General features: G+C 55.6%; 19 protein-coding genes. 11 read left to right on the top strand and 8 right to left on the bottom strand.

Annotated elements, in window-relative coordinates; genetic code table 11:
- Nucleotides 1–20: 20 nt before the first annotated feature.
- From PYL13_RS03500 to PYL13_RS03470, 7 genes are all read right to left on the bottom strand, one after another.
- Complete coding sequence (locus PYL13_RS03500) at nucleotides 21–1,079, bottom strand: M48 family metallopeptidase (RefSeq protein WP_275641365.1); 1,059 nt, start codon at nucleotides 1,077–1,079, stop codon at nucleotides 21–23.
- Nucleotides 1,069–2,136, bottom strand: a complete 1,068-nt coding sequence (locus PYL13_RS03495; protein ID WP_275640500.1) for a YjgN family protein — start codon at nucleotides 2,134–2,136, stop codon at nucleotides 1,069–1,071. Before PYL13_RS03495 ends, PYL13_RS03500 begins: the two co-directional genes overlap by 11 nt.
- 359 nt (nucleotides 2,137–2,495) lie before the next feature.
- Nucleotides 2,496–3,743: an NAD(P)/FAD-dependent oxidoreductase gene (locus PYL13_RS03490; RefSeq protein ID WP_250983485.1), complete on the bottom strand. Its 1,248-nt coding sequence runs from the start codon at nucleotides 3,741–3,743 to the stop codon at nucleotides 2,496–2,498.
- 146 nt (nucleotides 3,744–3,889) lie between these two features.
- Complete coding sequence (locus tag PYL13_RS03485) at nucleotides 3,890–5,518, bottom strand: ABC transporter ATP-binding protein (protein WP_192487824.1); 1,629 nt, start codon at nucleotides 5,516–5,518, stop codon at nucleotides 3,890–3,892.
- A gap of 29 nt (nucleotides 5,519–5,547) precedes the next feature.
- Nucleotides 5,548–6,693 carry an ABC transporter permease gene (locus PYL13_RS03480; protein WP_275640499.1) on the bottom strand — a complete coding sequence of 382 codons (1,146 nt, stop codon included), beginning with the start codon at nucleotides 6,691–6,693 and terminating at the stop codon, nucleotides 5,548–5,550.
- On the bottom strand, nucleotides 6,693–7,787 hold the full coding sequence (locus tag PYL13_RS03475; protein WP_250983483.1) for a microcin C ABC transporter permease YejB: 1,095 nt from the start codon (nucleotides 7,785–7,787) through the stop codon (nucleotides 6,693–6,695). Before PYL13_RS03475 ends, PYL13_RS03480 begins: the two co-directional genes overlap by 1 nt.
- Nucleotides 7,788–7,932: 145 nt before the next feature.
- Nucleotides 7,933–9,777: an extracellular solute-binding protein gene (locus PYL13_RS03470; RefSeq protein ID WP_275641364.1), complete on the bottom strand. Its 1,845-nt coding sequence runs from the start codon at nucleotides 9,775–9,777 to the stop codon at nucleotides 7,933–7,935.
- Nucleotides 9,778–9,980: 203 nt separating this feature from the next.
- Between PYL13_RS03470 and mepA the strand changes: the two genes are divergently transcribed.
- The 6 genes from mepA (at nucleotide 9,981) to PYL13_RS03440 (ending at nucleotide 15,978) form a co-directional block, all read left to right on the top strand.
- A complete protein-coding gene (gene mepA / locus PYL13_RS03465) occupies nucleotides 9,981–11,033 on the top strand; it encodes a penicillin-insensitive murein endopeptidase (protein WP_441296618.1) in 1,053 nt (350 codons plus the stop codon).
- A gap of 95 nt (nucleotides 11,034–11,128) precedes the next feature.
- Complete coding sequence (locus PYL13_RS03460; protein WP_192486880.1) at nucleotides 11,129–11,506, top strand: methylglyoxal synthase; 378 nt, start codon at nucleotides 11,129–11,131, stop codon at nucleotides 11,504–11,506.
- A 52-nt stretch (nucleotides 11,507–11,558) separates the two neighbouring features.
- Entirely contained in the window at nucleotides 11,559–12,581 is a 1,023-nt protein-coding gene (locus PYL13_RS03455) for a glucokinase (RefSeq protein ID WP_275640498.1), read from the top strand.
- 125 nt (nucleotides 12,582–12,706) lie between these two features.
- Entirely contained in the window at nucleotides 12,707–14,479 is a 1,773-nt protein-coding gene (locus PYL13_RS03450; RefSeq protein ID WP_409515567.1) for an ABC transporter ATP-binding protein, read from the top strand.
- Nucleotides 14,480–14,487: 8 nt separating this feature from the next.
- Nucleotides 14,488–15,312 (top strand): 4-hydroxy-tetrahydrodipicolinate reductase, encoded by an 825-nt coding sequence (gene dapB, locus PYL13_RS03445; protein ID WP_275640496.1) that lies wholly within the window; start codon nucleotides 14,488–14,490, stop codon nucleotides 15,310–15,312.
- A gap of 30 nt (nucleotides 15,313–15,342) precedes the next feature.
- Nucleotides 15,343–15,978: a 2,3-bisphosphoglycerate-dependent phosphoglycerate mutase gene (locus tag PYL13_RS03440; RefSeq protein WP_259147682.1), complete on the top strand. Its 636-nt coding sequence runs from the start codon at nucleotides 15,343–15,345 to the stop codon at nucleotides 15,976–15,978.
- Nucleotides 15,979–16,066: 88 nt separating this feature from the next.
- On the opposite strand, the gene phnF is transcribed toward PYL13_RS03440, so the two are convergent.
- Entirely contained in the window at nucleotides 16,067–16,798 is a 732-nt protein-coding gene (phnF, locus tag PYL13_RS03435; RefSeq protein WP_275641362.1) for a phosphonate metabolism transcriptional regulator PhnF, read from the bottom strand.
- 100 nt (nucleotides 16,799–16,898) lie between these two features.
- Between phnF and phnG the strand changes: the two genes are divergently transcribed.
- The 5 genes from phnG to phnK all read left to right on the top strand — a co-directional run bounded on the left by phnG (nucleotide 16,899) and on the right by phnK (nucleotide 20,912).
- The gene (phnG, locus tag PYL13_RS03430) at nucleotides 16,899–17,360 is read left to right on the top strand and encodes a phosphonate C-P lyase system protein PhnG (RefSeq protein WP_250983478.1); all 462 of its coding nucleotides are present in this window, start codon (nucleotides 16,899–16,901) and stop codon (nucleotides 17,358–17,360) included.
- Nucleotides 17,360–17,968, top strand: coding sequence for a phosphonate C-P lyase system protein PhnH (gene phnH / locus PYL13_RS03425; RefSeq protein ID WP_275640495.1), 609 nt, complete (start codon nucleotides 17,360–17,362; stop codon nucleotides 17,966–17,968). Before phnG ends, phnH begins: the two co-directional genes overlap by 1 nt.
- A 3-nt stretch (nucleotides 17,969–17,971) precedes the next feature.
- Nucleotides 17,972–19,093, top strand: coding sequence for a carbon-phosphorus lyase complex subunit PhnI (locus tag PYL13_RS03420; protein ID WP_275640494.1), 1,122 nt, complete (start codon nucleotides 17,972–17,974; stop codon nucleotides 19,091–19,093).
- Nucleotides 19,094–19,233: 140 nt separating this feature from the next.
- Entirely contained in the window at nucleotides 19,234–20,136 is a 903-nt protein-coding gene (locus PYL13_RS03415; protein WP_192486872.1) for an alpha-D-ribose 1-methylphosphonate 5-phosphate C-P-lyase PhnJ, read from the top strand.
- Nucleotides 20,133–20,912, top strand: coding sequence for a phosphonate C-P lyase system protein PhnK (phnK, locus tag PYL13_RS03410; protein WP_275640493.1), 780 nt, complete (start codon nucleotides 20,133–20,135; stop codon nucleotides 20,910–20,912). The genes PYL13_RS03415 and phnK overlap by 4 nt, the downstream gene beginning before the upstream one ends.

Raw genomic sequence — 20,912 nt, 5'->3', positions numbered from 1 at the left:
GGCACCGCGCCTCAAGGCATTCAGCGGTTCTGTAATTCCTTATCGTAATTGATGATTGCCTCACGCCGTTCCGGTGTACCGGGATGGGTTGAGAGCATGCTTGTCTTGTCGTGATCACCGAACTCTTTTTCCATCAGCGCAAAGAACCGTTCAATCGCCGTGGCATCGAGGCCAGCAGCCCGCATCAATTCCACCGAGCGCCTGTCGGCTTCGGCTTCTGCATCACGTGAATGCGACAGGGCCAGAAGACCACCGCCCTGCGTCAGAATATCTTCCATGGCAGAACCAACGTCACCCGCCACCAGCATGACCAGACCGGCCAAACCGGCTGCGCGGTAAAGCTGGCGCAGACTGTGTTCATATTCGACATGGCCAATCTCGTGGGCCAGAACACCGGTGATCATCTGCAGATCGTCGCCCGCCACTGAAACCAGCTCATCGGTAACGACAAGTGTACCATCGGGCAGCGCAAAGGCATTGGGACCGATGACCCCGCCCTTACGGAAGTTTAGCTTGTAATCTTCAGGCGCCCCCTCGGCATGCGCGGCGATCTTGGCAAAGTCCTGCCGGATTTCATCCTGTTTTTCGTTGGTCAGTTCACTCGGCGAAAAAGCCGTACGATCCAGTGCTGCCATGGTGCTGGACGACATCAACTCCGGCACCATGGGCGGGGTGACGGCAACGGCAAGCTCCACCATGGCGGGCAGTGCCAGCCGATAGGTAGCGTAAGCAAGTAAAACTGCCGCAGCTGTAATACCGATCAGCCGGGGCCGAAACTGTTCCAGCCAATGGACAACGCCGACACCCTTTTTACGGTGATGACGCAGCAATGCGTCAATGCCGTCATTATCCGGTGTTTCAAACAGCGAGCCATCAGGAAAGGCGATTTCCCTGGGAATGGAGCCGACGCGCTGGCTGACCTCGACCAGTTCGATATCAGCCTGCACATAAACCCTGTTGTCGTTGGCACCATAAACCAGCAGCATGTGGCCACTGAGTTTGAGTTGTGCGGGGTTTGAAATGTTCGAGCGAGCGGCATGCCACTCGCCCGAAACCATGTTCCTGATATCAGAAACCAAACTCAAAGCCTTCCATGTCCATATATTCGGCGCTGACCGCAGCGCCCGTTGCTTCAATGGACGATAGAACTTCGCCTACATCGCCGTCAAAACGAATTGCCGTGTGTTCGACACTGTAACGTGCTTCGCGCACCGCCGCCCAAGGGCGCATCAGACCAAGGCTCAACACACTGACGACGAGGTTTGAAATAACGATCCACAAATAACGGCCGCGGCCAAGGTCACTTTGCAGCTGGTGTTTTCCGTCCAGCAACATGGACGACACGACAACATTGCGCACGCCAACGCGGTATATGATACCCGCGAAGCCATAGATGATGAAAGCACCGAACATTGCGAAATAAATCGCACCCAGAATTCCGGCGGCGGGAGGCGCATCGGTACCAGAGTAAACGGCCATAAATAACATTGTTACGAGCACGCCAAATACACTACCACCGACGACGACCATGACGGCAGGAATGATCCATGCCTTGTAAAGCTTGCCGATCTTCGGATCAGCTGTGAACGGACGGTCGCCATAACGCAGGTTGCCGAAAATATAATTGGTGGCCCAACGGCTGCTGAACGGTGCCAGAATGCCAAAAGACAGGAACGCAACCATGCTGCCAAGCAGGATCGATACAAATGCGCCACCTGCGGTGCCCACAAAGTCAAAACGAACATTACGATAGCTGGTGACGCGTGCGTTAAAACGAATGCTGCGCATGATCAGCCACGGCAGGAAAATAAAGATAACGATCGGTGAAATCAGAGCGGCAGGCGGGATAAGATACGCCAGAACGTTCATGACAATGATGAAACCAAAGGCAATCAGACGGCCTTTGAAAATCTGTCCGCCGGTGGCGTGGTAGCCAAAAGCGCGGCCGTGAAGAACGGTGTTACCATTGAAGTAACGTTTGCGGCGCACCTTTGCCCAGGCGGAATAAATGCCAATTGTCACGATCGTCAGGAGAATGTTGACGATCCAGATGCCGAAATATTCCTTGGCGCTGCCAGTGAAGCTGCCGCGTTCAAAAGCTGCCTGCCTTCCGACAGGAACAAAAGCTTCATTCATAAATTTGTCCTCTCATCCTTGTCTACTCATGCATCGGGCCGGAGAACAAAATGCTTCCCGGCGAGCGCGATGCAAAGATCAATCACTCTGAGTGTCGCTGGATAACAGCCATAAGGCTGAACGACGCTGTCATGTGGTTGCCTGACATTTATCGGGCCGGTCCCCACCACCACACGCTTAAGGTTAGTAAAACCCAAGACGGTTGCATTACTTGAGTGCTTCTGTCTTGTTTTCTTGCTGAATGCAAGAGCATTTTCTAAACGATCTTTTTTCAGGTAATCAAGTACAAGCTTAACGAAATCGACCAATCATTTGATTGAAAAATCAATTGATTGGTCAGATATTGATCCGCCCGATCTTCACGGGTTGAAGCGTTCCGGGCGGTAGGCATCGGCGGGAATGACTGTCGTTTCGCCATTCATCATCTCGGCCAGAATACGACCGGTAATTGGCCCAAGCGTCAATCCGTGGTGAGCATGTCCAAACGCAAACCACAGGCTTTTATGGCGCGGCGCTTGACCGATAATCGGCATCATGTCTGTGGTGCAGGGTCGCGCACCCATCCAGGGTTCGGCATCCAGCCTGTCACCAAGCGGCAGGATCGTCCGGGCAACCTTTTCGGCGCGGTCAAGCTGAACAGGCGTTTTCGGCGCATCGCGACGGGCAAACTCTGCGCCTGTTGTCATGCGAATGCCCTTACTCATAGGAGCGAGGAAATATCCGCGTTCACCGTCCAGAAGCCAGTTGTTCAGCTTGGCGCCATCACGCAAATTATAATGCATGTGATAACCGCGTTTTACGCCAAGCGTGAAACGATAACCCAGCTTACGTGTGACCTCACCCGCCCATGGTCCAAGCGCCAAAACCACTTCGGCAGCTTCAACCGCTCCATCCAGCGTGCGCACTTTCCAGCCGGTTGCGGTTTGCGCAAGGGTTGTTGCATCTCCTTTTATGAACTTGCCGCCAAGGCTTTGGAACAGAGCCAGATAAGCCATCGTCAGGCCGCGGGGATCGAGAACCGACCAGGGGTCTTCCCATTTCAACGCGCCGACAAAATCATGGCTGAGATGCGGTTCCGCCTGTTCCAGTTCCCCCTTGCTCAACCGGGTATAACGCACGCCATATTGCGCGGAAATGCGATCAGCCTCTGCATATTCGGCATCGCGCTTTTCAGGTGTTCGATACGCCTCCATCCAGCCATTCTTGGCGATGAGGTGCCCTGCGCCAGCCGCTTCAATCAATATCTGATGTTCGGAAATCGAATGTTCGATCAGCGGCGCATAGGCACGGGCGATCGCCTGATGACGCGATGCATTGGAGTTCCACCAGTATTTGGCCAGGAACGAGACCACCGATGGCAAGGCGGACAGGTGGTAATGCGCGTCGATACTATTGTTTAATGCGTAACGAAGGATTTTTCCCGGGTCCTGCGGAAAACCGTATGGCACAACACCTTCACGCTGGATAAGCCCGGCATTGCCAAATGAGGTTTCTTCACCCGGTTCACGCCGGTCAACAAGGACGACACTCTTGCCCTTGCGTGCCAGTTGCAGCGCCGTGGAAACGCCGACGATACCGGCACCCAATACGATTACATCTGCTGTCATTCCACCAGTCCCATTACCCGCATCATCTTCCCCTGATGAGAGGAACATGCGGCGGCCACGAACTGAAAGCAATGGCAAAATCACGCCCTAACGCGGGAATAACAACCGGCACGGGACAAAGCCCGCACCGTGCCGGGACTTTCCAATTATTGATTGACGGCTGGTGTTTCCACGGCCTCGATATTAAAGGCCGCTGCCATCAGTGCCTTGGTATAATCCTGCTGCGGGGCGTTGAATATCTGGGTGGATGGACCTTTTTCCACCACCTTGCCCTGCCGCATGACGATGACCTCATTGGCCAGTGCCTTGACCACTTTCAGGTCATGGCTGATGAACAGATAAGCAAGATCATGTTTGGCCTGCAGATCACGCAGCAAGTCCACCACCTGCGCCTGCACGCTCATATCAAGCGCTGACGTCGGTTCATCCAGCATCACGAAACGAGGCTTTAACACCATTGCCCGTGCAATGGCGATACGCTGCCGCTGCCCACCGGAAAACTCGTGCGGGTAACGCCAGCGGGTTGCCGGATCAAGACCCACCTCTTCCAGCACTGATGCCACGCGCCGGTCACGCTCTTCCGACGACAGTGCCTTTTCATGCACTTTCAGGCCTTCAGCGACGATCTCACCCACCGACATGCGCGGGCTCAGCGATCCATAGGGATCCTGAAACACCACCTGCAAGCGGTTTCTGAGCGGTTTCATATCTTCGAAGGAATAACCGTCGATCTGGTTTCCGAGAAAACTGATCCGCCCTTGTGACCTTATCAAGCGCGCCAGCGCCAGGCCGAGCGTGGTCTTGCCAGAGCCGGATTCACCGACAACACCGAGTGTCTGCCCTGCCCGTAGCGTCAGATCGATACCATCGACGGCCTTGACGTGATCAACGACCCTGCGCATCAGGCCAGCCTTGATCGGGAACCAGACCTTGATGTCATCGCCCTGCATCACCACCGGTTTGCTGTCATCCGAATGGGGCGGCTCACCCTTCGGTTCGGCAGCTAGGAGATGGCGGGTATAGGCATGTTGCGGTGTGTTGAACACTTGCTCGACAGGACCTGTTTCAACGATCTTGCCCTTGGTCATCACGCAGACACGGTCGGCGAATTTGCGAACAATGCCAAGGTCGTGGGTAATGAACAGCATGGACATGCTGTGCTGTTCTTTCAGATTACGCAACAGTTCCAGAATTTGGGCCTGCACCGTCACATCAAGCGCTGTCGTCGGTTCGTCGGCAATCAGCAACTTTGGCCGGTTGGCTAGCGCCATGGCGATCATTACACGCTGACGTTGGCCGCCGGACAATTCGTGTGGGTAGGCTTTCAGGCGTTTCTCGGGATCACGAATACCCACCTGCAACAACAGTTCCAGGATGCGTGCACGCGCCTGCGTGCCTGTCATGGCCTGATGCAGTTCCAGAATTTCGCCAATCTGCCGCTCAATCGTGTGCAGTGGATTAAGCGAGGTCATCGGCTCCTGGAAAATCATGGTGATGTCGTTGCCGCGCACGGCACGTAATTCGCGCTCCGGCAGCTTCAGCATATCCTTGTCTTCAAACAGGATTTCACCGGAGGGATGGCTGGCGGCCGGATAAGGCAGCAATTTCAAAATCGAGTTTGCTGTCACTGATTTTCCGGACCCGGATTCCCCAACGAGCGCCACCACTTCGCCCGGCATGATATCGAAGGACACGCCGTCGACAGCAATGCTTTGGCTGCCGCCCTGATGAAAGGCTACCGACAGGTTACGGACGGAAAGAATGGGTTTGGTCATTGTATCGGCCACTTTGTTCGACATCGCGCTCACCGGAATGTCTTGCGCGGATCAAAGGCATCGCGCACGGCCTCGCCGACAAAGATCAGCAGTGAAAGCATGATGGACATGGTGAAGAATGCCGTCAGTCCAAGCCACGGTGCCTGCAGGTTGTTTTTACCCTGAGAGATCATTTCCCCCAGTGAAGGCGAGCCCGGCGGCATGCCGAAACCAAGGAAATCCAGCGATGTCAGCGTGGTAATTGATCCCGACAGGATGAACGGCAGGAAGGTCAGTGTGGCCACCATGGCATTGGGCAACAGGTGGCGGAACATGATTGTCCAGTTGCCGACACCCAGTGCGCGCGCGGCATTGACATATTCAAAGTTTCTGGCGCGCAGGAATTCGGCACGCACAATGCCGACAAACCCAACCCATGAAAACAACAGCAGGATACCGAGCAGAATAAAGAAGCCGGGCGGCAAGATCGATGCGATGATCAGCAGGATATAAAGCACCGGCATGGACGACCAGATTTCGATGAAACGTTGCATCAAAAGGTCGGTCCAGCCACCAAAATAACCCTGCACGGCACCGGCCGTCACACCGACGATAGCCGAGGCAATGGTCAGAGCCAGACCAAACAAAACCGAGATACGGAAGCCGTAAATCATACGTGAGGTCACGTCGCGTGCCTGATTATCGGTGCCCAGCCAGTTCATGTTGCCAAGCGCGCAGTCCGGATCCTTGTCACCCAGCGGATAGGCACTGCAACGCTCCGCACTGTCCAGCATCCAGAAAGGTGCCGTGGGTGCCGAACTTGGAATGTTGGAATTCACCGTCTGATAGGAATAGCGGATCGGTGGCCAGATGATCCAGCCATTGTTCTCAATTTCCTCACGGATGAAGGATGACTTGTAATCCGTCTGTGCAAGAAAACCGCCGAACTTTTCTTCAGGATAATCCACCAGAACCGGTACCAGCAATTCGCCTTTGTAGGAGGCGAGGATCGGTTTATCGTTGGCGATGAATTCGGCAAAAAGGCTGCCGATAAACAGAAACAGGAACAACCAGAACGACCAGTATCCGCGTCTGTTGGCTTTAAAATTCTGCCAACGGCGTTTGGTGGTGGGAGAGAACCAAGGTTTGTCCGGCTTTGCAGCTGTAGTTTCGATGCCCGAGGTGACGTCGGCCATTACACGTCCCTCCGTTCGAAATCGATCCGAGGATCAATCCATGTATAGAGGACGTCGGACACCAGCCCGACAACAAGCCCCATCAGCGAAAAGATGAACAGCGTCCCAAAGACGATCGGATAATCGCGCTCGATGACCGCGAGATAACCGAGACGGCCAAGACCATCCAGCGAGAAGATATTCTCGATCAATAGAGATCCGGTGAAGAAGGCTGAAATGAAAGCGCCAGGAAAACCGGCAATCACGATCAGCATGGCGTTGCGGAACACATGGCCGTACAGGACCTTGCGTTCGGACAATCCCTTGGCGCGTGCCGTGACGACATATTGCTTCTTGATCTCGTCAATGAAGGAATTCTTCGTCAACAAGGTCGTTGTCGCAAAGGCCGACAGCGACAGCGCGATCAATGGCAGCGCCAGGTGCCAGAAATAGTCGATGATCTTTTCCCACCATGGAAGGGAATCAAAATTATCCGAGACCAAGCCGCGCAGCGGAAACCAGTCAAAGAACGAGCCACCGGCAAACAACACAATCAGCAGAATACCAAACAGAAAGCTTGGAACAGCGTAACCGATGATGATGATGCCCGACGTCCAGACGTCAAAGGTCGAACCATCCGATACCGCTTTTTTGATGCCGAGCGGAATGGAGATCATGTAGGAAATGATCATTATCCAGATGCCGAGCGAGATGGAGACGGGCATTTTTTCGATGATGAGATCCACCACCGAACGGCCCTTGAAGAAACTTTCGCCGAAATCGAAGCGGATATAATTCCACATCATATCAAGAAAGCGGGTCAAAGGCGGCTTGTCGAAACCGAACTGCTTTTCCAGCTTGGCGATCAGCTCTGGGTCGAGACCCTGAGCACCTCGATAGGTGGCGCCACCCTCATCAAACGCGCCAGCCTGCCCGAGCATGTTGCCACCACCGGAAAGCCTGTCCGCAGCACTGTCACCCGAACCGGAAAGCTGGGCAATAACCTGCTCCACCGGCCCGCCCGGGGCAAACTGGATGACGAGGAAGGAAATGCCCATGATGCCGACAATCGTCGGTATCATCAGGGCCAGACGCCGCAGAATATAAGCTCCCATCAGGTGCTCCGCTTCAGGGAGTTGGGTTCGGCTGTCATCGGCTGCGTCAAACCGTTTCCTTTCCGGAGTGCGGCAGATCCCGCACACTGTATGATTCGTAATTTGCTATGTGAATCAAGGCTTGGCTTATAAAGCAAGACCCGCATCATTTTCCGGCGCTGGCGGACCACCAGGCATTGGGGAAACCAAGCCCATATTCAGGCAGTTCTTTCGGGTGAACCAACGTGTTCCAATAGGCAATGGAACTGAAGCCGCGATAGAACTGCGGCACCACATAGGCGTTTGCCAGCAGAACACGGTCCAGTGCACGGGCAGCAGCCACCTGTTCATCACGGTTTGGCGCAAAAATGACCTTTCGTACCAAGGCGTCCACGGCAGGGTTCTTAATGCCGCCCACGTTCCCCGACCCTGGGCGGTCTGCTGCTGCCGATCCCCAGTAATCAGCCTGCTCATTGCCTGGGCTGGCCGAGGTTCCCCAAAGTTTGACAATCATGTCAAAATCGAAGCTGCGCACGCGGTTGGCGTATTGCGATGCATCTACCGTACGCAGCGTTGCGTTGACGCCGATCCTTTTCAGATTTTGGATGAACGGCGTGACCGTACGCTCCATGCCAACTGAATCGATCAGCAGTTCGATATCAAGCTGTTTGCCGGTTTGCGCATTGACCATCTTGTTGCCGCGCAATTCATAACCGGCCAGTTCCATCAGCTTCTTCGCCTCAAGAAGATTAGTCCGCTGTTTGCCGGGATCACCAGCAACAGGGTTTTGATATTCCGCGGTGAAAACCTCAGGTGGAACCTGATCCTTCAGCTCCGTCAGAATTTCCAACTCCCGGCCTGTCGGCAAACCGGAAGACGCCAGTTCGCTTCCCATGAAGAAACTGTTGATGCGCTGGAACTGACCGAATGCCAGCGTCTTGTTCAAATCCTCGAAATCGAAGGCGTAATTGAGTGCCTTTCGCATATTCGGGTTCTGGAATTTTTCCCGTCGCTGGTTCGGTACAAAGGCCTGCATGATGCCAGCAGCGCGATAGACATTCGGCAGCTCCTCTTTTGTTACGCGCCCATCCTTGACGGCGGGAAAATCATATTGCTTGACCCAACGGCTGGAGGACTGCTCCTGGCGGAAATCAATCGTGCCGGATTTGAAGGCCTGAAATTCCACATCCTGGTCGGTAAAGAAACTGTAGCTGATGGTCTTGAAGTTGTTTTGCCCGACATTGACGTTGAGGTCCTTGCCCCAATAATCGTCGCGCAATTCATAGGTCAACGTAGACCCTGACGAAACGGATGCGACCTTGTATGGACCGGACCCCATAACCGGCTCCAGCGTAACGCGAGAAATATCGCGTGGCTTACCATCCGGGCCGGTACCCTCCCACCAATGTTTGGGCACGATTGCCAATTGCCCGACAATCTGCGGTAATTCCTTGTTGTTTGCCTCATCGAAGGTGAAGGTCACTTCGCGTTCGCCTGTCACTTCGGCTTTGCTGACGTGGGTGTAATAATTCGCCTTACTGGTGCTGAGGTCCTTGGTTTTCTCAAAACTGAAAACGACATCTTCTGGCGTTACAGGCTGGCCATCCGCCCATTTTGCTTCTTTTCGCAGACGAAAAACTGCTTTCGAGATATCATCGGGGAAGCTCACAGCCTCCGCCAGCAGCCCGTAAGAGGCTGACAACTCCTCTTCGGAGCTTACCATCAGCGTATCGTAAACGAGGCCCAAACCGTTGGCAGCCTCACCTTTGTCAAGCAACAGATTAAGCGTATCGAACGTGCCATTAGCCGACAAACGCAACGTGCCACCTTTGGGCGCCTCGGGATTGACATAAGCAAAACGTTCGAACCCCTCGGGATATTTGAGTTCGCCGATCGCGGAAATACCGCTGCGCCACTTGTCGGCGTCCTGCGCCGAGGCTGAAAAAGGTGTCGACAACACCGATAATGCGCTCAAGGTGATGAGGCAGGGTTTCAGCCTGTTAAATAGCATGCAGTCCATCTCCGTTTTGTCATCGCGTGCCAGAAGCATAAGCGAAAGTGCGGCAAAATATAGAGGCGGGTGGCTCACAACCTTATTATCCGGATCGGTCTCCAGAGGCGTCAGAACCATTGTTTCACCAAAATGATGTTTCAGCTTGATGCGCTTTTCAGTTAGACTTGTGGGCAAATCACTTTCACATGCGGCAGACGAGAATGAAAACGACACTTGATGGCATCTGGCGTACCGGCGTTGTCGCGCTGGCGGTCCTCTCATCCAACATTGGCATGGGCGGCACTGCCTACGCTTTAGATGACAAACCTGCCAAGGAATTGTTTGGTGCAGCGCTCCTGCCCAATGCCAACGCCTCGTCGCCTTATGGATCTTATGCCAAGGGTTGCCAGTCGGGTGCCGTTGCCCTGCCCAAGGATGGGCCGGGCTGGCAGGCCATGCGTCCGTCGCGCAATCGCAACTGGGGTCAGCCGCAGTTGATTGCATTGCTGGAGCAGTTTTCACAGGATGCGCAGAAAATCGGCTGGCCGGGATTGCTGGTTGGCGATATTTCGCAGCCACGGGGTGGCCCGATGTTGTCTGGTCACGCATCGCACCAGATCGGCCTTGATGCCGACATCTGGTTTACACCGATGCCAAACCGCGTGATGACCCCGCAGGAGCGTGACAACCTGCCGTTCACCTCGATGCTGGACAAGAACAAGTTCCTGACCGTCAATCCGCATCGCTGGACCTCTACCCACGCACGTCTTGTGATGCAGGCGGCCAGCTATCCGCAGGTGGACCGGGTTTTCGTAAACCCTGCGATCAAAAAGAAGCTTTGTGAAACATGGACGGGTGACCGCTCCGACATGGGCAAGATCAGACCGATTTATGGTCATGACGAACATTTCCATATTCGTATCAAGTGCCCGGCCGGTGCTGTCGGTTGCAAACCGCAGGCGGCTGTTCCAGCCGGCGACGGTTGCGACAAGTCACTCGCCTGGTGGTTCACCAAAGAACCATGGGCTCCGCCGAAAAAAGACCCGAATGCAAAACCGGTCAAACCGCGTCCAATGATGCTGTCGGATTTGCCAAAGGCCTGTTCTTCGGTCTTGGCGGCTCCATCCATTGCGTCGGTCAATTCTGCACTGCCAAGCGCCTATTCCGCGCCATCACAGCCTTCTTCCCAGATCGAGGCGATTATTTCGCAAGATGCCGTAGGCGGCAGTGCGCCTGCCGGTGTCCCGATACCACTTGCCCGTCCGGTGAATTGAATTCAACGGATCGGGCAAACCCGGCTTTTCAAATGGCAACAAGCTGTTATAGAAGAAATCAAATCGATTGAATTCATGACATGAAAGTTGATGGCATGGCATCCGAACAGTGCATCGCCCTGATTGCCCACGATCAGAAAAAGGACGACATGGCGGATTTTGCCCGCCAGCACAGCGCGTCTCTGGCCAAATGGCGCATTGTCGCCACCGGTACCACCGGCGGCCGCGTGCAGGATGCCTGCCCTGACCTCAACGTCACGCGTCTGAAGAGCGGTCCCCTCGGCGGCGACCAACAGATCGGCGCGATGATTGCGCAAGGTGAAGTGCATATGCTGATTTTCTTTGTCGATCCACTGACATCAATGCCTCATGATGTCGATGTAAAAGCGTTGACGCGACTTGCAACCGTCTACGACATTCCCATGGCGCTCAATCGGGCGACTGCGGAAAAACTGGTCGATTTCCAGCTTTAATTAAATTCGTTTCCGGTCACTCCCTGTTTCAAATTCCACGGTGAGAGCATCCATGTCAAAAAATATCGAAAAAGATCATCTCCCGTTTCCTATTCTGATCGGTGATATTGGCGGCACCAATGCCCGTTTTTCCATCCTCCTGGATGCCTTTGCAGAACCTCGGCAGTTCGTCAGCGTCAAGACCGCCGACTTCGCCACCATTGATGACGCAATCCAGACATCGATCCTCGACAAGACCTCAGTGCAGCCGCGTTCGGCCATTCTGGCTGTCGCTGGTCCTATCGAAAGCGATGAAATTCCACTGACCAATTGCGACTGGGTGGTGCGCCCTCAGCAGATGCTGGAAAAGCTTGGCCTTGAAGACATCATCGTCATTAATGACTTTGAAGCGCAGGCGCTGGCGATTTCGGCGCTCGATAATGAAAACCGCGACCTTATCGGCCCTGACAACAAGGACATGATCGCCTCGCGTGTTGTGCTTGGCCCTGGCACCGGGCTCGGCGTTGCCGGCCTCGTCCATGCCCGCAACATGTGGTTCCCGGTTCCCGGTGAAGGCGGCCATGTCGACATTGGCCCAAGAAGCGAGCGCGATTTCCAGGTTTTCCCACATCTCGAGCCCATCGAGGGACGCATTTCTGGCGAGCAGATCCTGTGCGGCCGCGGGCTGGTTTACCTCTATAACGCGGTTTGCGCTGCTGATGGCGTCAAGCCCGCCTTCAAGGACCCGGCTGACATCACCTCGCATGGCCTGGCTGGTGACGACACACAGGCTGCCGAAACATTGACCCTGTTCAGCACCTATCTCGGCCGCCTGGCAGGTGACCTTGCGCTGATCTTCATGGCGCGCGGTGGCGTTTATCTGGCTGGTGGTATTTCCCAGAAAATCATCCCGGCCCTTAAACAGGGAGAGTTCCGCGCAGCCTTTGAAGACAAGGCACCACACAGCGCCCTGCTATCGACGATCCCTACCTACGTGGTAACTCATTCGCAGGCTGCACTCGCAGGGCTTGCGACCTTTGCTCGTTCGCCTGAAAACTATGGCCTTACGCTTGAAGGACGGCGCTGGGTGGTGTGACGGCGCATTAACTTGTCTATGGCCAAAAGCACCTCGACTGGTTATAGAACCGCCTCAAAAGCGGGAGGCCGCACACTAACAGGGCAGATCAGCGTTTGAACTCTACCGTACGCACAAAAAAGCCGATGGATTCCGAAAAGGTTTCGGGAATCCTGAAACGTATTATTGCTGAAAATGGCCGTGCGCATTTGCGCAATTACATTCTTGCCATTTCCTGCCTGCTAGTGGTGGCAGCAACGACGGCTTTTACGGCCTGGATCATGGAATCGGTGATCAACGAAGCCTTCGCCAACAAGCGTGCCGACCTCGTCATCATCATATGCTCCAGCATTTTCGCCGCTTTCGTGCTGCGCGGTTTTGCGACCTATGGCCAGTCAGTGCTGCTGTCAAAGATCGGCAACAACATTGTCGCCGGGTATCAGAAGCGTATCTATTCGCACCTGATGACGCTTTCAGTCGGTTTTTTCAACGAAGCCCGTTCGGCGCATCTTGCCGCACAGATCACCCAGAATGTCAGCGGCGTGCGTGATGTTCTCAACCTGACGGTCACCTCGATTGCCCGTGACCTGCTGACGCTAATCGCGCTGATCGGCGTCATGGTATCCAAGGATGCCCTGCTTTCGCTGGTCATTCTGGTGGTTGCACCACCGCTGCTGATTGGTCTTCGTTACATTTCCAAACGCCTGCGCAGTGCCACGCGTGACGCCATCGTGCTCAACAGCCGCGTTCTGGGCGCGACGCAGGAAACCATTCAGGGCATGGCCATCGTCAAAGCCTTCACGATGGAAAAGCAGCTGGAAGAGAAGGTCAACGAGGTCATCAAATCGGCTGAAGGGCGCGCGAACCGCATTGCCCGGCTGACCGAACGGACTGCACCTCTGACCGAAACATTTGCCGGTCTGGCGATTTCGAGCGTGCTGGCCTATGCCGCCTTCCGGTCGATTTACGGCGGCGTTGCACCCGGTGCATTTTTCTCCTTCGTCACCGCGCTGCTGATGGCGTACGACCCAGCCCGCCGTCTGGCTCGCCTGCAGGTCCAGATGGAACAGGCAACTGTCAACGCCCGTATGATCTACGAGCTCTTGGATTTGCAGCCGCTGCAGCGGGACAAGCCTGATGCCGGTGAGCTGACGGTTGCAAATGCGACAATCGAGCTGCGCAACGTGTCGTTCGGTTACAACAAGGAAAATTCCATTCTCCGTAACGTGTCCTTCGTGGCGGAAGGTGGGAAGACTACCGCGCTGGTTGGTCCTTCAGGCGCTGGCAAGTCGACCATCATCAGCCTCATCCCACGGTTTTACGACCCGCTGGAGGGTGAAATTCTGGTTGATGGGCAGAATATTGCCGATGTGAAAAAGGCATCGCTGCGCCACCACATCGCTTATGTTTCGCAGCAACCTTATCTGTTTGAAGGCACCATTCGCGACAATATCCGTTATGGCCGCCCCGATGCGACTGATGCCGAGATTGAAGATGCGGCAAGACAGGCCTATGCGCATGATTTCATCATGGCTCAGCCGATGGGGTATGACACACCGGTTGGTGAAAATGGCATGAGCCTTTCCGGCGGCCAGCGCCAGCGTCTGTCAATTGCCCGTGCGCTGGTTCGCAACGCGGCGATCCTGCTTCTCGATGAGGCGACCTCGGCGCTGGACACGGAATCGGAATCCTACGTGCAGAAAGCCTTGGAAACGACGATGAACGGACGCACCGTCATCGTGATTGCCCACCGACTTTCCACCGTTGTCCGAGCCGACAAGATCGTTGTGATGCATGACGGCCAAGTGCTTGAGCAAGGCACGCATGAAGAGCTTGCGAAGCAGGAAAACGGGCTTTACGCTCACCTCAATAATCTTCAATCGACCGGCAGCGGTCTGAAGTCATCTGCAGAAGAGTGAACTGACGCATGAGCAGCAACGACATGAAACTGGTGGTGGTCGGCGCTGCCGGTCGTATGGGACAAACCCTGATCCGTCTTATTCACGAGACCCCGGGTGTCACGCTGCATGCTGCCATTGAACGCGAAACCTCTGCCTTCATCGGCAAGGATGCCGGTGAAATTGCCGGCTTAGGCGTGAACGGTGTTGCGATCACCAGCGATCCGCTGGAAGCATTCGTGAATGCAGAAGGCGTTATCGATTTTACCTCCCCTGCCTCAAGCGTCACCTTTGCTGCACTTGCAGCACAGGCTCGTATCGTGCACGTGATCGGCACCACCGGTTGCTCGCCGGAAGACGAGGCCAAGTTTGAAGCAGCGGCCCGTCATGCCCGCGTCGTCAAGTCAGGCAATATGAGCCTTGGTGTTAATCTTCTCGGTGTGCTGGCCCGCCAGACGGCAAAGGCTTTGCCTGCCAATGCCTGGGACATTGAGGTGGTTGAAATGCACCACAAACACAAGGTCGACGCGCCATCCGGTACCGCATTGCTTCTGGGTAATGAAGCAGCAATAGGTCGTGGTATCGATCTGGCATCATCGTCGGTGCGGGTGCGTGACGGCCATACCGGTGCACGCGTCGAAGGCACGATCGGTTTTGCAGCGCTGCGCGGCGGTTCGGTTATTGGCGACCACTCAGTGATTTTTGCCGGCGAAGGCGAGCGTGTAACGCTGTCGCATTATGCCGGCGACCGTTCGATTTTTGCACGCGGCGCACTGGCAGCAGCCATATGGGCACGCGGCCAGAGGCCCGGTCTTTATTCGATGCTTGATGTTTTGGGGCTGTCTGAAGCCTGATAATTTTCATTTTTACGGAGGGAATTGACTATGAGCGGAACTCTCGTGCTTGTTCGCCACGGCCAGAGCGACTGGAACCTGAAGAACCTTTTCACGGGCTGGCGTGACCCCGACCTGACCGAGCTTGGCGTGCAGGAAGCCAATGCAGGTGGCAAGGCACTGGCAGATTACGGCATTAAGTTCGACATAGCTTTTACGTCGGACCTGACTCGTGCGCAGAAGACCTGCCAGATCGTTCTCAACAATGTTGGCCAGCCTGACCTGACAACGATCCGCGACCAGGCGCTGAACGAGCGCGACTATGGCGATCTCTCGGGCCTGAATAAGGACGACGCCCGCGAAAAGTGGGGCGAAGAACAGGTTCATATTTGGCGCCGTTCCTATGACGTACCACCTCCTGGTGGCGAAAGCCTGCGCGACACGGGTGCGCGCGTCTGGCCTTATTACCTCACCGAAATTCTGCCGCGCGTGCTGCGTGGTGAAAACGTGCTGGTTGCCGCTCACGGCAATTCGCTGCGTTCGCTGGTGATGGTTCTGGACCGCCTGAGCAAGGAAGAGATCCTCAAGCTCAACCTCGCGACCGGTGTGCCGATGGTTTACAAGCTGAAAGCGGATTCCACCGTTATCTCCAAGGACGTTCTCGGCGACATGTCCGCCGCGCATTAAGTCCTGGCAACACGCAATTGAAAAGGTCGGAGCGTTCTGCGCTCCGACCTTTTTTATGTGACATCGTTGAATGTGTAAGTCCTGAAAATCAGTTCTCCATCCGGAATTCCACCGTGTCTGCCGGAAAACGGCTGATGGCATATTGCACAGGTTTGCCATCCAGATCGGTGTTCAGCGCATGCGTCACCAAAAGGATCGCCCCCGGTGAAAGCTCAAGTGCGGCGAGATCATCGGCGCTGGCATGCATGGCAGAAATCTTTGTCGAGGCGCGCATATAGTCATTGAGGCCCACCGCCTTGAAAGCCGCAGTAATCGATCCGCTTTTTTCGTAGGCTGCGGCAATGCCTTCAAACCGGCCGGCAGGAAACCAGGTGGTGGAGCGTGATACCGGGCGACGGTCGGCCTTGCGCAACAGTTCGAGACAGATGACGGCCGCACCCTGCACCAGTCCCAGTTGTCGGGCAACTTCGATTGGTGCCGTCTCAATTGATGACGACAACAGCAGCCCCTGCATTTCGCGAACCTGATCGCCAACCCCTTCGGAAAAGCGGGTTCGTTTTGAAATCGGGAAACTCAGCCGATCCTTGCGCACAATCATCGTGCCACGACCTTGCAGTGGCTGAACGATCCCCTCATCCGCCAAGGCCGAGATGGCGCTACGTACCGTGTGCCGGTTGACGCTGAAGGTTTCAGACAGCACCATTTCAGGGGGAAGCATGCCAGCTTCATCATACTCACCGGCCAGAATAGATTGCCGAATGCGGTCGGCAATCTGCCGCCAGAGAGCGACGCCGTTTTTCCTGCGCACATTGGCGCCCATCGAGGCCGTTACAGTCATATGTCACACGCTTGTCATGTCATTCGGATAGCAATATCCTATCTTGTATGGTTGTCTATATCAATAGACATTTGAGGATAAGATGCAAACAAAGAACATACCATCGATTGAAGGTCGTCAGCGGGTCGCAGCCCTGCTTGCACGCGCCAGCATGGAAGAACTGATGAGCGTGTGGGGCGGACTGGAACAGTCGCCCGAAGCTGAAAAGGTGCGTGGGCCGGAAACCGGCCTCGTCATGGTACGCGGCCGCATTGGTGGCGGTGGCGATGCATTCAACCTTGGTGAAGCAACCATGACACGTGCCACGATCCGCCTGGCCTCCGGCACGGTCGGTCACGCACATGCACTTGGCACCAACAAAAAGAAGGCCTGGGTTTCCGCGATCTTCGACGCCCTTTGGCAGGAACCGGCGACGCGGGACATGATTGAAGCCAATCTGCTGTCGCCGGTTGAACAGCGCCTTCAGGCCACCGCCAACCAAAAGAAACAGGAGACCGCGGCAACGCGCGTCAATTTCTTCACCATGGTTCGGGGAGACGACTGATGGACCACAAGGGCGATATTTTGTCGGGCGGTTTTGCCGATCCCGTTTTTGAATCCCAGGGCGTGTTTCGCAAGCTGATGGATGGCATGGCGCAGCCCGGAACCATTCATGTGGCTGACGCCCGTGTCAAACCGCCAGCACCGCTGGGCAAGGCCGCAGGTGCCGTGTTGCTGACGCTTTGCGACCACGACACGCCATTCTGGATGAACGGTGAGCTGGCCAGGTCAGGCGTTCCCGGCTGGCTTTCCTTCCATACCGGTGCCGAACTGGAAACCGACAAAAGTGGAGCCCGTTTCGCGGTGTTTGAAGCAGGCGCGGCCCTGACCTCGCTTGGCTTGTTTTCAGTCGGCACGCAGGAATATCCAGACCGCTCGACGACAGTGTTGATCGAGGTTGCGGCGCTTATCGGTGGTTCACCTTTTCGGTTGACCGGTCCCGGTATTCGCGACGAGCGCCAGATTGCACCGCAAGGATTGCCGCAGGCGTTTCTGCATATGTGGGCGGAAAACCGACTGGCCTTTCCACGCGGTATCGATGTCATCCTGACAAGTGGTGACAGTTTCCTCTGCCTGCCGCGCAGCACGCGCATAGACCTGATGGAGAATTGATCGATGTATGTTGCCGTCAAAGGCGGAGAGACCGCCATTGCCAATGCCCATCGTCTGCTGGCCGACCGTCGTCGCGGCGACCGTTCCTTGCCAGCATTGACCATTGAGCAGATCGTTGCGCAGCTTGGCCTCGCGGTTGACCGCGTTATGGCCGAAGCTTCGCTTCACGATACTGCACTTGCAGCACTGGCCATCAAACAATCGCGCGGCGACATGATCGAGGCGATCTTCCTGCTGCGCGCTTACCGCACGACACTACCGCGCTTCGGCACATCAAAGCCGATTGAGACGGGCACTATGCGGGTCGAACGCCGCGTTTCCGCCACCTATAAGGATTTGCCCGGTGGTCAGTTGCTTGGCCCAACCTTCGACTATACGCACCGTCTGCTTGACCCATCGCTGCTGGAAGACGGCTTTGTTGAAGAAGCGGCGCTCGAAAGCGATGGCATCGACCCTGTTTCTAAAGTATCCGACATTCTGGCAGCCGAAGGCCTGATTGAAACCGATGGCGAAATGCCATTGGATCATAAGGCCGGTGACCTGACGCGCGAGCCGATGGAATTCCCGATGCCGCGCGACTTGCGTCTGCAATCGCTGGCACGTGGCGATGAGGGTTTTCTGCTCGCACTCGCCTACTCCACGCAGCGTGGCTACGGCCGTAACCACCCGTTTGTGGGTGAGGTGCGTATCGGCGAAGTCGAAGTGGAAATCGACGTGCCGGAATTGGGCTTTGCTGTCTCGCTTGGAGAAATCCGCGTCACGGAATGCCAGATGGTCAACCAGTTCAAGGGTTCGTCCAAGGCGCCACCGCAGTTTACCCGCGGTTATGGGCTGGTGTTTGGCCAGAGCGAGCGCAAAGCCATGTCTATGTCACTGGTGGACCGCGCGCTTCGCGCCGAGGAATTTGGCGAGGATATCACTGCCCCCGCGCAGGATGAGGAATTCGTCATTTCCCACGCGGACAATGTTCAGGCAACCGGCTTTGTCGAGCACCTCAAGCTGCCGCATTACGTGGATTTTCAGGCGGAACTCGCGTTGGTGCGAAAAATGCGCTCCGACTATCAAGCGTCAAAAAACAGCGTGGCTGCCAATATTATGGAAAGTATTGCCGATGCTGCTGAATGAGCTTGTTCCTGCTACGCAGGCTTTCCGCATACCAAACTGCACAAACAATGTTCAGCGCAATGAACAGTGCAAAGAACAAACCAATCAGAATGCCAGTATCCATGAGCTTGTACTCCTTTTACATGAAGGGATAACGCACAATGCCGCCTGAAGTTTCATTCAAGGATGATTTGGCCGGTTACAATTTCGCTTATCTGGATGAACAGACCAAGCGAATGATCCGCCGCGCTATTCTCAAAGCCATCGCCGTGCCGGGTTATCAGGTACCGTTTGCATCGCGCGAAATGCCCATGCCTTACGGCTGGGGCACCGGTGGTGTGCAGGTAACAGCCGCCATCATCGGACTGGACGATACGCTGAAAGTTATCGACCAGGGAGCAGACGACACCACCAATGCGGTTTCCATCCGCGCCTTCTTCCAGAAGGTGGCCAATGTCGCTGTCACCACCCATACCAGTGAAGCAACGATCATCCAGACCCGTCACCGCATTCCCGAGGAAAAACTGACGGCAGGTCAGGTGCTCGTCTATCAGGTACCGATTCCCGAACCGTTGCGTTTCCTTGAGCCGCGTGAAACGGAAACCCGTGTCATGCATGCGCTCGAAGAATATGGTCTCATGCATGTACGTCTGTATGAAGACATTGCCCATAATGGCCGTATTTCCCGCACCTATGCCTATCCGGTGAAGGTTGCCGGCCGTTACGTCATGGACCCGTCTCCGACACCAAAGTTCGACAATCCGAAAATGCACATGTCCGATGCCTTGCAGCTGTTTGGTGCCGGTCGTGAAAAACGCATTTACGCGGTCCCGCCCTATACCGAGGTTGTCAGCCTCGATTTCGACGACCACCCGTTTGAGATCCAGACATTCGACAAGCCCTGCGCGCTGTGCGGCGCTGACAATGTCTATCTGGATGAAGTCATTCTGGATGATGCGGGCGGACGTATGTTCGTCTGCTCGGATACCGACCACTGCGAGGACCGTCGTGAACACGGCCATCGCGGTCACCTTTCACCAGACATGCCGGAGGCAGCGGAATGAACAGCGAAACGCCTTTGCTGAAAGTCAGCAATGTCTCCAAGTTTTACGGCGGCCGGATTGGCTGCAAGGATGTGTCTTTCGAACTGTGGCCCGGTGAAGTGCTGGCCATCGTCGGTGAATCCGGTTCGGGCAAGACGACATTGCTCAACTGTATCTCGACGCGCCTTCTGCCGACCGCCGGCACAGTTGAATATCGCATGCGCGACGATGTGACCCGCAATCTCTACCACATCGACGAAGCAGAACGCCGCCTGCTGATGCGTACCGACTGGGGTTTCGTGCACCAGAACCCTGCCGATGGCCTGCGAATGACCGTTTCGGCTGGAGGCAATGTCGGCGAGCGGCTGATGGCGGTTGGCGCACGCCACTACGGCAACATCCGCGATACGGCGTCGGACTGGCTGCAACGGGTAGAAATCGGCATTGATCGCATTGACGACCAGCCTCGCGCCTTTTCTGGCGGCATGCGCCAGCGACTGCAGATTGCCCGCAATCTCGTGACCTCGCCACGTCTTGTGTTCATGGATGAACCAACCGGTGGTCTGGATGTGTCGGTGCAGGCCCGTCTGCTCGATCTGGTTCGCGGACTGGTCAACGATCTCGGGCTTGCGGTTATCGTTGTTACTCACGACCTGGCGGTTGCACGCCTCCTGTCACATCGCATGATGGTGATGAAGGATGGCCACGTCATCGAACATGGTTTGACGGACCGTGTGCTGGATGACCCTCGCCAGCCCTACACACAATTGCTCGTTTCCTCGATCCTGCAAGTCTGA

It is taken from the genome of Agrobacterium sp. Azo12, assembly GCF_029193765.2.
GTDB lineage: Bacteria > Pseudomonadota > Alphaproteobacteria > Rhizobiales > Rhizobiaceae > Agrobacterium.
Note: the sequence above shows the minus strand (reverse complement) of the source record. Positions and strands in the feature narration are given on the sequence as shown.

Excerpts from the sequence above, each read along its gene's own strand:
- PYL13_RS03495 (WP_275640500.1), bottom strand. The coding sequence starts at position 2,136 with ATGAATGAAGCTTTTGTTCCTGTCGGAAGGCAGGCAGCTTTTGAACGC.
- PYL13_RS03490 (WP_250983485.1), bottom strand. The coding sequence starts at position 3,743 with ATGACAGCAGATGTAATCGTATTGGGTGCCGGTATCGTCGGCGTTTCC.
- PYL13_RS03485 (WP_192487824.1), bottom strand. The coding sequence starts at position 5,518 with ATGACCAAACCCATTCTTTCCGTCCGTAACCTGTCGGTAGCCTTTCAT.
- PYL13_RS03480 (WP_275640499.1), bottom strand. The coding sequence starts at position 6,693 with ATGGCCGACGTCACCTCGGGCATCGAAACTACAGCTGCAAAGCCGGAC.
- PYL13_RS03475 (WP_250983483.1), bottom strand. The coding sequence starts at position 7,787 with ATGGGAGCTTATATTCTGCGGCGTCTGGCCCTGATGATACCGACGATT.
- PYL13_RS03470 (WP_275641364.1), bottom strand. The coding sequence starts at position 9,777 with ATGCTATTTAACAGGCTGAAACCCTGCCTCATCACCTTGAGCGCATTA.
- mepA (WP_441296618.1), top strand. The coding sequence starts at position 9,981 with ATGAAAACGACACTTGATGGCATCTGGCGTACCGGCGTTGTCGCGCTG.
- PYL13_RS03460 (WP_192486880.1), top strand. The coding sequence starts at position 11,129 with ATGGCATCCGAACAGTGCATCGCCCTGATTGCCCACGATCAGAAAAAG.
- PYL13_RS03455 (WP_275640498.1), top strand. The coding sequence starts at position 11,559 with ATGTCAAAAAATATCGAAAAAGATCATCTCCCGTTTCCTATTCTGATC.
- PYL13_RS03450 (WP_409515567.1), top strand. The coding sequence starts at position 12,707 with ATGGATTCCGAAAAGGTTTCGGGAATCCTGAAACGTATTATTGCTGAA.
- dapB (WP_275640496.1), top strand. The coding sequence starts at position 14,488 with ATGAGCAGCAACGACATGAAACTGGTGGTGGTCGGCGCTGCCGGTCGT.
- PYL13_RS03440 (WP_259147682.1), top strand. The coding sequence starts at position 15,343 with ATGAGCGGAACTCTCGTGCTTGTTCGCCACGGCCAGAGCGACTGGAAC.
- phnF (WP_275641362.1), bottom strand. The coding sequence starts at position 16,798 with ATGGGCGCCAATGTGCGCAGGAAAAACGGCGTCGCTCTCTGGCGGCAG.
- phnG (WP_250983478.1), top strand. The coding sequence starts at position 16,899 with ATGCAAACAAAGAACATACCATCGATTGAAGGTCGTCAGCGGGTCGCA.
- phnH (WP_275640495.1), top strand. The coding sequence starts at position 17,360 with ATGGACCACAAGGGCGATATTTTGTCGGGCGGTTTTGCCGATCCCGTT.
- PYL13_RS03420 (WP_275640494.1), top strand. The coding sequence starts at position 17,972 with ATGTATGTTGCCGTCAAAGGCGGAGAGACCGCCATTGCCAATGCCCAT.
- PYL13_RS03415 (WP_192486872.1), top strand. The coding sequence starts at position 19,234 with ATGCCGCCTGAAGTTTCATTCAAGGATGATTTGGCCGGTTACAATTTC.
- phnK (WP_275640493.1), top strand. The coding sequence starts at position 20,133 with ATGAACAGCGAAACGCCTTTGCTGAAAGTCAGCAATGTCTCCAAGTTT.